General features: G+C 29.7%; 15 protein-coding genes. 10 read left to right on the plus strand and 5 right to left on the minus strand.

Translation table 11 applies throughout. The features are described from left to right. Window positions 1–37 precede the first annotated feature (37 nt). Entirely contained in the window at window positions 38–862 is an 825-nt protein-coding gene (gene tatC / locus Q0842_RS04150) for a twin-arginine translocase subunit TatC (protein ID WP_298494638.1), read from the minus strand. Further along, entirely contained in the window at window positions 862–1,827 is a 966-nt protein-coding gene (locus Q0842_RS04155; protein WP_298494640.1) for a KpsF/GutQ family sugar-phosphate isomerase, read from the minus strand. The genes tatC and Q0842_RS04155 overlap by 1 nt, the downstream gene beginning before the upstream one ends. 197 nt (window positions 1,828–2,024) lie before the next feature. Between Q0842_RS04155 and Q0842_RS04160 the strand changes: the two genes are divergently transcribed. Further along, window positions 2,025–4,229, plus strand: a complete 2,205-nt coding sequence (locus Q0842_RS04160) for an ATP-dependent DNA helicase RecQ (RefSeq protein WP_298494642.1) — start codon at window positions 2,025–2,027, stop codon at window positions 4,227–4,229. Window positions 4,230–4,299: 70 nt separating this feature from the next. On the opposite strand, the gene arsB is transcribed toward Q0842_RS04160, so the two are convergent. Then, window positions 4,300–5,346 carry an ACR3 family arsenite efflux transporter gene (arsB, locus tag Q0842_RS04165; RefSeq protein ID WP_298494952.1) on the minus strand — a complete coding sequence of 349 codons (1,047 nt, stop codon included), beginning with the start codon at window positions 5,344–5,346 and terminating at the stop codon, window positions 4,300–4,302. Window positions 5,347–5,407: 61 nt separating this feature from the next. Then, a complete protein-coding gene (locus tag Q0842_RS04170; protein WP_298494644.1) occupies window positions 5,408–5,740 on the minus strand; it encodes a metalloregulator ArsR/SmtB family transcription factor in 333 nt (110 codons plus the stop codon). 217 nt (window positions 5,741–5,957) lie between these two features. On the opposite strand from Q0842_RS04170, the gene Q0842_RS04175 reads away from it, so the two are divergent. From Q0842_RS04175 to Q0842_RS04200, 6 genes are all read left to right on the plus strand, one after another. Then, the gene (locus Q0842_RS04175; protein WP_298494646.1) at window positions 5,958–6,689 is read left to right on the plus strand and encodes an SOS response-associated peptidase; all 732 of its coding nucleotides are present in this window, start codon (window positions 5,958–5,960) and stop codon (window positions 6,687–6,689) included. After that, the gene (locus Q0842_RS04180; protein WP_298494648.1) at window positions 6,690–6,986 is read left to right on the plus strand and encodes a hypothetical protein; all 297 of its coding nucleotides are present in this window, start codon (window positions 6,690–6,692) and stop codon (window positions 6,984–6,986) included. It begins immediately after the preceding gene. A 122-nt stretch (window positions 6,987–7,108) separates the two neighbouring features. Then, entirely contained in the window at window positions 7,109–8,041 is a 933-nt protein-coding gene (locus tag Q0842_RS04185; RefSeq protein WP_298494650.1) for a peptidylprolyl isomerase, read from the plus strand. Between the two features lie 138 nt (window positions 8,042–8,179). Then, complete coding sequence (locus Q0842_RS04190) at window positions 8,180–8,602, plus strand: hypothetical protein (protein WP_298494652.1); 423 nt, start codon at window positions 8,180–8,182, stop codon at window positions 8,600–8,602. A gap of 21 nt (window positions 8,603–8,623) precedes the next feature. Beyond that, entirely contained in the window at window positions 8,624–9,169 is a 546-nt protein-coding gene (locus Q0842_RS04195) for a YfiT family bacillithiol transferase (protein WP_298494654.1), read from the plus strand. Next, window positions 9,170–9,655, plus strand: a complete 486-nt coding sequence (locus tag Q0842_RS04200; RefSeq protein ID WP_298494656.1) for a GNAT family N-acetyltransferase — start codon at window positions 9,170–9,172, stop codon at window positions 9,653–9,655. Here the strand turns inward: Q0842_RS04200 and Q0842_RS04205 are convergent. Continuing rightward, window positions 9,652–10,209, minus strand: coding sequence for a thioredoxin family protein (locus Q0842_RS04205; RefSeq protein WP_298494658.1), 558 nt, complete (start codon window positions 10,207–10,209; stop codon window positions 9,652–9,654). The genes Q0842_RS04200 and Q0842_RS04205 overlap by 4 nt on opposite strands. A 46-nt stretch (window positions 10,210–10,255) precedes the next feature. Between Q0842_RS04205 and Q0842_RS04210 the strand changes: the two genes are divergently transcribed. From Q0842_RS04210 to Q0842_RS04220, 3 genes are read left to right on the plus strand one after another with little or no spacing between them, the layout of a single operon-like run. Continuing rightward, window positions 10,256–10,591, plus strand: a complete 336-nt coding sequence (locus Q0842_RS04210) for a tRNA-binding protein (protein WP_298494660.1) — start codon at window positions 10,256–10,258, stop codon at window positions 10,589–10,591. Window positions 10,592–10,594: 3 nt separating this feature from the next. Then, window positions 10,595–11,497 (plus strand): bile acid:sodium symporter family protein, encoded by a 903-nt coding sequence (locus tag Q0842_RS04215; protein ID WP_298494662.1) that lies wholly within the window; start codon window positions 10,595–10,597, stop codon window positions 11,495–11,497. Further along, complete coding sequence (locus Q0842_RS04220) at window positions 11,494–12,525, plus strand: lysophospholipid acyltransferase family protein (RefSeq protein ID WP_298494664.1); 1,032 nt, start codon at window positions 11,494–11,496, stop codon at window positions 12,523–12,525. The genes Q0842_RS04215 and Q0842_RS04220 overlap by 4 nt, the downstream gene beginning before the upstream one ends. The last annotated feature ends 48 nt before the right edge of the window (window positions 12,526–12,573 follow it).

Consider the following 12,573-nt stretch of genomic DNA (forward strand, 5'->3'; position numbering starts at 1 on the left):
TATACACTATTATAACGTTATGTTTAATTATTCAAAATCAAGCTAGATGCTTTTCTTTTTTATTTTGGTTTCTTATAACTACTTTAGAAATATAGATACTTACTTGGTATAAAACTAAAATAGGTATGGCTACAATAACTTGACTTGCTATATCTGGTGGTGTAATTATTGCAGATAGTATAAGAACAACTACAAGTGCATATTTTCTATATTTTCTTAATATTTCGGGTGTTACTAATCCAATTTTGGTTAAAAAATAAATAATAATTGGTAGCTCAAAAATTAGCCCAGATGCTAAAGCAGAAGACCTAACTAAAGCTATGTAAGAGCTTATATCTATTTGGTTATCAACTCGTGTTGATATGCTATAATTAGCTAAAAAATTAAGCGATAAAGGTGTTACAATATAATATCCAAACAATACACCTATAAAAAACAGTATAGAGGATATAATAATAAAACCGCGAGAATGTTTACGTTCACTACTATGTAATCCAGGACTTATAAATTTCCAGAGTTGATAAATAACGTAAGGAAAAGAAATTATAAACCCACCTAAAATTGCTGTCCAGATATCTGCCGAAAATTGTCCAGCCATAGTTCTGTTTTGTAATATCATAGGCATTTCTTCGGCACAGAAAGTAGTGTTTACGCCAATAAAATTAGCGGTTTGGCACAACATATTATATGTTGGAAAACTCATTTCTAGTGGAGCGAATATTATTTGGTCAAAAATAAAACGACTAAATATAAAGGCTATTGTTGCTACAATAACAACGGCTAAACATATTCTAATTAAATGCCAACGTAAGTCTTCAAGATGATCTAAAAAAGACATCTCATTAATATCTTTTTTCCCCATTAGATAATTCCTTCTTTTATTAAATCATGTAAATGTACAACACCAGCATATTTACCATTTTTTTCTACTAATAATTGCGAAATACCATTAACTTCCATAAGATCTAAAGCATCAATAGCCATAGCTTCAGATTTAATGTGTTTTGGGTTAGTACTCATAATATCTTTAGCCGATAAATTTGAAAAATCATCAACCTTACTTAACATTCTTCGTAAATCTCCGTCTGTAATTATTCCAATAATTTTATCATCTTCAACAACTGCTGTAACACCTAACATTTTTTCTGTTATTTCAACGATTATATCTTTAATATTTGTAGTTGGAGAAACTTTAGGTTTTTCATTAACAGAAGAAATATCTTGTACTCGTAAATATAATTTTTTCCCTAAAGCGCCACCTGGATGGTATTTAGCAAAATCGTTACTAGAAAAACCACGTAATTCTAATAAAGAAACAGCAAGTGCATCACCCATAACAAGTTGAGCTGTTGTACTAGTGGTTGGTGCTAAATTATTTGGGCAAGCTTCCTTCTCAACATATGTATTAAGTATATAATTGGCTTGTTGCCCTAGAAATGAATCTTTATTACCAGTAATTGCAATCATTTTATTGTTTGCACTTTTTATTAATGGAATTAAGACTTTAATTTCAGGTGTATTTCCACTTTTTGAAATACAAATTACGACATCATCTTTAAGAATTAAACCTAAGTCTCCATGAATTGCATCTGCAGCATGCATAAAAATTGCAGGTGTCCCTGTAGAGTTTAATGTTGCTACTATTTTATTAGCAATAATGGCACTTTTACCAATACCAGTTATAATTACTCGCCCTTTTGAATTGTAAATGAGCTGTGTAGCCTCTGCAAAATCATCTGTTATTAAGCTAGACAAGTTAAAAATGGCTTTGCTTTCCATCTCTATGGTTTGCTTCGCTATGTTAATAATAGAACTTTTGTCTTTCAAAATTTGTTATTTTTTGAGTTGATATTTAAAGATTTTGTTATCTTTAGTCATAATCAAATTTGTAACCTTGTTGTAATTTGATAATTCGTTACAAAACTAACGAAAAAAATATGAGGGTTCTCTATATGTAATATGAAATTAATTAACCCATTTTTAATTACTTTAGAGATATAAATAAAAATAATTTTAAATATTTCATGTCAATACCAAAAAGTGACTTGCATGCAGATCTAAAAAAATATTTTGGATTTAATAAATTCAAAGGACTTCAAGAAGATGTTATAGAAAGCTTATTATCAGGTAATCATACATTCGTTATCATGCCAACAGGTGGTGGTAAATCAATGTGTTATCAATTGCCAGCCTTAATGCAAGAAGGTACAGCCATAGTAGTTTCTCCTTTAATAGCCTTAATGAAAAACCAAGTAGATGCTATTCGTGGTATCTCAAAAGAAGATGGTGTAGCGCACGTATTAAATTCTTCATTAAATAAAACAGAGATTAAACAGGTTAAAGAAGATATTGTTAATGGCGTTACAAAATTACTTTATGTTGCTCCAGAATCTCTTACTAAAGAAGAAAACGTTGAGTTTTTAAGGACTGTTAAAATATCTTTCATGGCCATTGATGAGGCGCATTGTATTAGTGAATGGGGGCATGATTTTAGACCAGAATATAGAAACCTTCGACATATTATAAAGCGTATTGGAGATAACATTCCAATTATAGGTTTAACAGCTACTGCCACTCCTAAAGTTCAAGAAGATATTATAAAGAATTTAGGTATTGGAGATGCTAAAACGTTTAAGGCGTCATTTAATAGGCCTAATTTATATTATGAAGTACGTCCAAAAACAAAAAATGTAGATGTAGATATCATAAAATTTATAAAAAAGAATGAAGGTAAATCAGGTATTGTTTATTGTTTAAGCAGAAAACGAGTAGAAGAATTAGCACAAGTTTTACAAGTAAATGGCATAAATGCTGTACCATATCATGCAGGGTTAGATGCTAAAACTAGATCAAGTCATCAAGATAAATTTTTAATGGAAGATGTAGATGTAGTTGTAGCCACAATTGCATTTGGTATGGGAATTGATAAACCCGATGTGCGTTTCGTAATCCATCATGATATTCCAAAAAGTATAGAAAGTTATTATCAAGAAACAGGTAGAGCTGGTCGTGATGGTGGCGAAGGACATTGTTTAGCTTATTATGCATACAAAGACATTGAAAAGCTTGAAAAATTTATGTCTGGTAAACCTGTTGCAGAACAAGAAATAGGACAGGCTTTATTACAAGAGGTAGTTGCTTTCGCAGAAACTTCAATATCTAGAAGAAAATTTATTCTTCACTACTTTGGGGAGGAGTTTGATAATAAAACTGGTGAAGGTGGAGATATGGATGATAATGTAAGGCATCCTAAAAGTAAAGTTGAAGCTAAAGAAGAGGTTAAATTACTTCTTGAAACTATACATAATACCAATGAAAAGTATAAATCAAAAGATTTAGTAAATGTTTTAATTGGTAAAGAAAATGCCTTAATAAACTCGCACAAAACAAATACACAGCCATTTTTTGGAAAAGGGAAAAATAAAGCCAATAAATATTGGATGGCACTTCTTAGGCAAGTTTTGGTTGCAGGTTTTCTTAAAAAAGATATTGAAACCTATGGTGTTATTAAATTAACTGATGCTGGTACAAATTATATGAAAAAGCCAGTTTCATTTATGATGACCGAAGATCATATTTATGAAGGAGAACAAGAAGATGGTACTGTAATTACAGCATCTAAAGGTTCTGGCGCAGTTGCAGATACTGTTTTAATGGGTATGCTTAAAGATTTAAGAAAAAAGAATGCTAAAAAACTAGGTGTACCGCCTTTCGTAATTTTTCAAGACCCTTCTTTAGAAGATATGGCGCTAAAATATCCTATAAATTTAACCGAGCTTGCTAATGTACATGGTGTAGGAGATGGAAAGGCTAAAAAATATGGAAAAGATTTTGTCGCATTTATTGAAAAATATGTTGAAGAAAATGATATTGTACGCCCAGACGATTTAGTTGTAAAATCGACAGGAACAAACTCTGCCAATAAACTTTATATTATTCAAAATATAGACAGGAAATTACCTTTAGATGATATTTCTTCATCAAAAGGTATGTCAATGGCCGATTTTATAAAAGAAATGGAAGCTATCGTGTATTCAGGTACTAAGTTAAATATTGATTATTGGTTAAACGATATTTTAGATGAAGACCAACAAGAAGAAATTCATGATTACTTTATGGAATCTGAAACCGATAATATAGACGCAGCAATCGATGAATTTGATGGTGATTATGATGATGAAGAACTTCGTCTATATCGTATAAAATTTATAAGTGAAGTAGCAAATTAGAAACTATTTTATAACTTGATTATGAGTTAATTTTGTTAACTCATAATCAAGTTTTTTTATTCACATATAACTATACTAAAGCTTTTTTGTAATATTTTTTTCGTAACCAAAAAGACACACGAACTAATAAAATTAAAGCAGGAACTTCTACTAAAGGACCAATAACTCCAGTAAATGCTTGCCCAGAGTTTAGCCCGAAAACTGCAATTGCAACTGCAATAGCTAATTCAAAATTATTTCCTGCGGCTGTAAATGCTACAGCTGTTGTTTTATCGTATTCTGCCCCTGTTGATTTAGTAACGAAAAAACCAATTATAAACATTAATGTAAAATAGATTAGTAAGGGTACTGCAATAATTAAAACATCTATAGGTATTTCTAAAATCAATTCTCCTTTTAATGAGAACATAACCACAATAGTAAACAATAGTGCAATCAATGTTATTGGCGAAATAGTAGGTATAAATTTTTTTGTATACCAACTCTCTCCTTTTAGTTTTACTAATACAAGTCTACTTAAAATACCCATAGCAAATGGAATACCTAAATAAATAGCTACACTTTCAGCAATAGTTACAATTGAAATATCAACAATAGTACCCTCAAACCCAAAATACGGAGGGAGAACAGTTATAAAGATCCAAGCATAAAAACTATAAGCAAAAACTTGAAAAATACTATTTAATGCTACTAAACCTGCTCCGTATTCGCTACTTCCTTCTGCTAGATCATTCCATACTAAAACCATAGCAATACATCTGGCTAAACCTATTAATATGAGTCCAACCATATATTCAGGATAATCTCTTAAAAAAATAATTGCCAATAAAAACATTAAAACGGGACCAATAATCCAATTAAGAATTAATGAAATGGTAAGTATTTTTGTGTTTTTAAAAACCTTAGGCAATAGAGAATAATTAACCTTTGCTAAAGGCGGATACATCATTAATATTAACCCAATTGCAATAGGAATATTTGTTGAGCCTCTATTAAATGAGTTTATTATATTAGGGAATGTTGGAAAAAAATTTCCAATTCCAACACCAATTACCATAGCCACAAAAATCCAGAGTGTTAGATTTCTATCTAGAAAACTTAATTTTTTCATAATTATATGTAGTAATTAAAACTTAATTGATTTAGTGCAAAAGAGTAATTAATTATTTTGATTTTTTTTAACAACAAGTATCTCCTTTAGGAATATCTTGATTTAAAAACTGAAACATAACTTCCTTCATTTTAAACCAGTTTTCTTTGTTAATACAATAACATACGCTTGTTCCTTCTACATTTCCCTTAATTAAACCTAAATGTTTTAATTCTTTTAGGTGTTGCGAAATAGTAGGTTGAGCCAGTCCAATTTCATTAACTAAATCACCACAATAGCAAGTGTCAATTTCAAAGAGTTTTTGTAAAATTGCAACCCTTGCAGGATGCCCAAATACCTTTGCAAACAATGCAATTTGGTTTTGTGTATCTGTAAACATTTCTGTTTTTGCTAACCCCATTTTATTTTTTTAATTATATTATTGCAATATTACGATTAATAGTTGTTTTGAGCAAATATTTTTAAATACTGTATAAAAAATCTCTATACTGTATTATTAAATATTTTTTTTTGCTACAGTTTGTTTTATGAGATGGGTTTAACAAGTATGATTTTGTTAATATTTTTATTAAAAACATCTTGTATTATTTTATAAATTAGAGTTTAAGTTTTAAATTATGTGTTACTCAACATCATTACGTAAAGACAGAAAAGAAGTAGAAAAAAAGTTGCTTAGTTTAATGCCAGGTAACTTTAAAATACCAGAAGAATTTCAAAAATACTACCATTTAAATGGGTTTACTCATGGTAATTTATACATTATAAAAATGGATAAGAAAGATGAGGTTTATCCAGCAAGCTGGGGTTTGGTTCCCGAATGGGCAAATAAAAACCCTGATGCTTTTTTAAAAAAGAGTAATACTTTAAATGCTAGGAGCGAAACTATTTTTGAAACCCCTTCATTTAAAAAAAGCGCCAATAATAAAAGATGCTTAATATTGGCAGATGGCTTTTATGAACCACACCATGAAAACGGAATCGCAATGCCATATTTTTGTTACCAACCAACAAAAGCATATACAGAAGGCGATTTATTTATGTTTGCTGGACTATATTCAGAATTAGAAAATAAGACATTTACTGCAACTATAATAACCACCAAAGCAAATGAATTTTTTGCAGAGGTTCACAATAAAAGAAAAAGAATGCCATTAGTCTTAGCAGAACATTTATATCAAGATTGGTTAGATGATGCTTTGAGCGTTCAATCATTAAAAGAGTTAATGTTTAAGGGATTCTCTAAAAATGAATTTAAAGCACATCCAGTAAGTCGAGACTTTTTTAAGAAAGATAAAAATACAAACAAACCTTATATAGTAGAACCAGTTGAAAATTATAAACTTTTTTAAATGAATTTAGAAATATTACATTTTAAATGTCAAACCGAAGTTAAACAAGCATACCAAGACTACAGACAGTATATTGAAAATGCCATTTTTGATGTAGATGATTCTATTATTGAACTTGAAATGAAAGTGATGAAACAAAAAATTGGTATAAAAATGAACACTTGGTTTTATGATTGTAATTTTACTGAAATGCAATATGATTATATGCAACATGTAATTAAATACTATTTAAATATAGTTAATAATAAGGCTATTTGTTTTGCTAATAAACATCGTAAAAGTGATAAAAGTAATTAGTTGTTTGTTTCGTAAATAACCCATTTCCCAAAGCTTTATAAATTGTTTTAAAAACTATAACCCTTAATTATTAACTTTTTAACTTACTTTCCTATCTTTGCACCTTATTAAAAAATAGAACAATGCAAGACGGATTATACGCAAAATTTAATACAACAAAAGGAGAGATTCTAGTTGCTTTAGAGTACAAAAAAACACCAGGAACAGTTGGTCATTTTGTAGCTTTAGCTGAAGGGAATTTAGAAAACAAAGTAAAACCTCAAGGTACACCTTATTATGATGGTTTAAAATTCCATAGAGTTATTCCAGATTTTATGATTCAAGGTGGATGCCCACAAGGTTCTGGTGCTGGAAACCCCGGGTATCAGTTTGATGATGAGTTTCATCCAGACTTAAAACATGACGGGCCAGGTGTATTGTCAATGGCAAATGCAGGACCAGGAACTAACGGAAGTCAGTTTTTTATAACTCATGTTGAAACTGCTTGGTTAGATGGTAAGCATACTGTTTTTGGTAAAGTTGAACACGGACAAGAAGTTGTAGACGCCATTGCTCAAGGAGATAAAATAGAAAGTTTAGAAATAGTAAGAGTAGGAGCAGAAGCAGAAGCTTTTAATCCTGTAGAAGCTTTTAGAACTTTTGAAGGATCAAGAGAAAAAAGATTAGCAGAAGCTAAAGCAGAAGCAGAAGCAGAATTAGATAAAATTGCAGCTGGTTTTGATAAAACTGAAAGCGGTCTTCGTTACCAAATTATTCAAAAAGGTGATGGAGTAAAGGCAGAAAAAGGACAAACAGTTTCTGTACATTACAAAGGACAATTATCTGACGGAACTGTTTTTGATTCTTCATACAAACGTAATGCGCCTATTGATTTTCCTTTAGGTGTTGGACAAGTAATTCCAGGATGGGATGAAGGTATTAGCCTATTAAAAGTTGGAGATAAAGCTAGATTGGTAATTCCAAGCCATTTAGGATACGGAAGTGCTGGGGCAGGTGGTGTTATTCCACCAGATGCAACTTTAATTTTTGATGTAGAATTAATGGACGTTAAATAATATATTTTATATAGATAAAATGCATAAAAAAGCACCTTAATAGAGGTGCTTTTTTTGTGCCTATTTTTTTGACTAATTTAATGATTAGCTTAACGATTATTTTCAAAAAGCTAATAGCATAATCATAATTTTGCATTTATGATTAGTCTAAAAGACACAGAACTATATAACGAAGTACTTAAAGAGTATAATTATGCTTTTGGCAATGTTTATATGTTTAAAGAATTTGTTATTTCTGAATTCCATCCTGAAGTTGTAATAACTTGGGATAACCATGCAAAAATCATGGTTAATGATATAGTGTCGTTTTATAATACAGATGGTTCAAATATTATCTATATTTCAAATAGAATTCACTCGTATTCAGTTGTAGCATCAGATTGGTTAAAGTTTTTCAAAACAAGTTATGCTATTAAAGCATATTGTATAGTGTCTGAAAATAAAGCAGGGCTTTTAAACTCAATGATAGAAAAGCTATTCTTTAAAAAAAAGATAACACACTTTTCTAATCTGTATGAAGCAGTTAATTTTGTTAAAAAAGGTTTGGTAGAAATTTCTTAACATTTAGCTATATTTGTTTTTATGACAAAACAAGATCTACAAAATTTAAAATACCCTATTGGTCAATTTGATTATCCAAATAATATTTCCCATAAACATATTGAAAACTGGATAAAAACATTAGAGCAATTTCCAATTCGTTTTGAAGCTCTGGTAAAACACCTTTCTAAAAACCAATTAGATACACCTTACAGACCTGGTGGATGGACAATTAGACAGGTGGTGCATCATGTTGCAGATAGTCATCATCATAGCTATACAAGATTTAAATGGGCATTAACTGAAGATAAACCTATTATTAAAGCCTATGATGAAAAGCTTTGGGCCGAATTAAATGATAGTAAATCTGATCCTATCCAAATGTCAATAGAGCATATAAAGGCAATACACTATAAATTGGTAAACTTATTAAAATCTTTATCTGAAAAAGATTTAAAAAAAAGTTTTATACATCCTGAAACAAATACCGAGGTACTACTTAGTTATAATATTGGAAACTATGCTTGGCATAGTAACCATCATTATGCGCATATTGAAAATATAATGAAACATAAAGGTTGGTTATAAATGATTAGAGCATTACAAATAGATGATGCACCAGCATTACTAGATATTTATAATTATTATGTTTTAAATACAACAGTAACTTTTGATATTGATCCTATATCAATTGAAGCGTTTGTGAATAAACTTAACTTAATAACTAAAAATTACCCTTTTATAGTTTATGAAGAAGATAATGAAATATTGGGTTATGCTTATGGTAGCCAGTTTAGGCCAAAACCAGCTTATAACTATGTGGTAGAGTCTACGGTTTATGTAACGCATACGGCACAAGGAAAACAAATAGGAACAAAACTATATAAAGAGTTAATTAGGTTATTAAAACAAACTAATTTACATACAGTATTAGGTGTGTTAACTATACCAAATGATGCAAGCATAAAACTCCATGAAAAATTTGGGTTCGAGCAAGTAGCAAACTTAAAAGAAGTTGGATTTAAATTTGGCGAATGGCAAAATGTTGGTATTTGGCAATTAAAACTAGTTTAGCTTTTCCATTTAATACTGCACCCAATACTTGGTTTTTGTAATTCCAAATTCACCTTATTCTCAACTAAACAATCTAAGGCATGTCTTATGTCTTTACCTGTAATTTGCTGGTTGTTTCCGGGTCTAGAGTCATCTAATTGACCTCTGTAAGTTAGTTTTAATTTTTTGTCAAAAACATAAAAATCTGGAGTACAAGCAGCATCGTAAGCTTTTGCTACTTCTTGAGTTTCGTCATATAGATAAGGAAAAGGGTAGTGCTCATTTTTTGCATGAATTTTCATTTTTTCTGGTGAGTCCATTGGGTATTTAACCACATCGTTACTAGAAATAGCTATAAAGTTTATTCCTTTATCAACATATTCATTAGCTATAGAAATAATTTCATTATTAATATGAATTACAAAAGGACAATGGTTACAAATAAACATAATCAAAGTGCCAATTTCACCTTTTAGTTTGCTTAAATGCAATGTAGTTTCTGAAACCGTATCAAAAAGAGAAAAGTCTGGTGCTTTAGTTCCTAAAGGAAGCATATTTGAAGGTGTATCTGCCATAATCTAGTTTTTTATCAAAGTTCGTTAAAATTTGTATTTTTAAAAAATGGATAACACAATTACTTTTGATGACTTTACTAAAGTAGACTTACGAGTAGGAACAATAATTGAAGTTAAAGATTTTCCTGAAGCCAAAAATCCAGCCTATAAGCTTACTATAGATTTTGGAGATTTGGGTACTAAAAAATCTTCTGCTCAAATAACAACGCTTTATAAAAAAGAAGATTTAATAAACAAGCAAATTGTAGCAGTTGTTAATTTCCCAAAAAAGCAAATTGCTAAATTTATGAGTGAGTGTTTAGTTTTAGGTGCCGTTAATGGTAAAGATGTTATAATTTTGAACCCAGATTTAAGAGTAAAAAACGGGACACCCGTAAATTAATATATGCAAGACTTAGATACGGTTCAAATTAATTTTGATAGTAAAGGATTATGGGTTTTAAACATAGCGCTTGCGGTGGTTATGTTTGGTGTTGCACTAGGTATTACAATTAATGATTTTAAAACATTATTAAAGCAACCTAAACTGGTTTTAATTGGGGTTTTATCTCAATTTATTTTACTACCATTAGTAACTTTTTTTCTGGTATTAATAATAAAACCACAACCTAGTATTGCATTAGGAATGTTTATGGTAGCTGCCTGTCCTGGAGGAAATATTTCAAATTTTATGACTCATTTAGCTAAAGGAAATACGGCTCTTTCTGTGAGTTTAACTGCTTTTGCTACTTTTTTAGCTGTGTTTATGACGCCGTTTAACTTTAGTTTTTATAGTGGGTTATATAAGCCAACCGCCCTTATTCTAAATACAGTAGAACTAGATTCTTTTGAGTTAATAAAGTTGGTTTTATTAATACTTGGAGTGCCTTTGTTATTTGGTATGTTATTAAGACATAAGAAACCAATTTTGGCTTTAAAATGTTCTAATTTTTTAAAACCATTATCAATTGTTGTTTTTGCTGCAATAGTTATCATTGCTTTTTCAAAAAATATTGATGTTTTTAATAAGTATATCCATTATGTCTTAACCATTGGGATTGCTCATAATATAATAGCTATTCTGTTAGGTTTTTTTGTTGCTAAATTATTTAGATTATCATTTAAAAACCAGAAAACTTTAGCTATTGAAACCGGTATACAAAACTCAGGTTTAGGATTATTATTAATATTTTCTTTCTTCAATGGGTTAGGAGGTATGGCCATTTTAGCTGCTTTTTGGGGTATTTGGCATATTATATCTGGATTAGTATTAGCATTTTTTTGGTCTAGAAAAAACGAAGAACTTTGAAGCACATTTGGTTATTATTGGTAAGAGGGTATATAAGTGTAGGCATGTTTTTCTATTTTAGAAAAATAAAAATTCACAATATTCAAAATGTTCCAAAGAACAAACCCGTTTTATTGTTAAGTAATCACCAAAACGCACTTTTAGATGCCTTATTAATAGCAACTAAGTGTGGTAGGTTTTCATACTTTTTAACAAGAGCATCTGTTTTTAATAAGCCATTAATTGCTAAAATTTTAAAAAGCTTACAAATGTTACCTGTTTATAGAATTAGAGATGGATGGGGTAATTTAGCAAACAATAATGCTATTTTTGAGACCTGTTCTAGTCTATTAAATAAAAGTGCAAGTATTGTTATATTTCCAGAGGGTAATCATAGCTTGAAAAGAACAGTAAGACCTTTAAGTAAAGGATTTACTAGAATAGTACTGGAAACTTTAGATAAAAACCCAAAACTCGACTTACAATTACTTCCCGTTGGTTTAAATTATTTACATGCAGATAAATTTCCAGATAGTACATCTATTTATTTTGGAGAACCTATAGAAGCTAAAACTTATATTTCTGAAAATAGAAATGAAACTGTTTTAAATCTTAAAATTAAAATACAGACAGAGATAGCTAATTTAACAACAAATATATCTAAAGATAATTATGATGATACTTTAAAACAATTAAATAAGCTAGATGTAGATTTTTTAAATCCTATAGTTGTAAATAATTGTGTTGCATCAGGATTTAGTGATTGTGAATCAATTAAAACAAATAATCTAAAATTCTTAAAGCAAGTATTTAAAGTTTTACTAGTAATTATTTTTATTTTGCCTTTTATAGTTTGGAAGTGTTTTGTTAAACCTAAAATAAAGGACATAGAGTTTTTATCTACTTTTAGGTTCGCTATTGTTGTTACATTGGCACCCTTATGGCTAATTAGTGTGTCTTTTGTATTAGCAATAACATTTGGTTGGCAATTGGCAATTAGCTATATATTAGCCAGTTTATGTATAACCTTATTGGCAGTTAAGCTATAAAAAAAACCGCAACGATTAATTGCGGTTTTTGATTTATATTGTTTGAAG

It is taken from the genome of uncultured Algibacter sp., assembly GCF_947495675.1.
Classification (GTDB): domain Bacteria; phylum Bacteroidota; class Bacteroidia; order Flavobacteriales; family Flavobacteriaceae; genus Algibacter_B.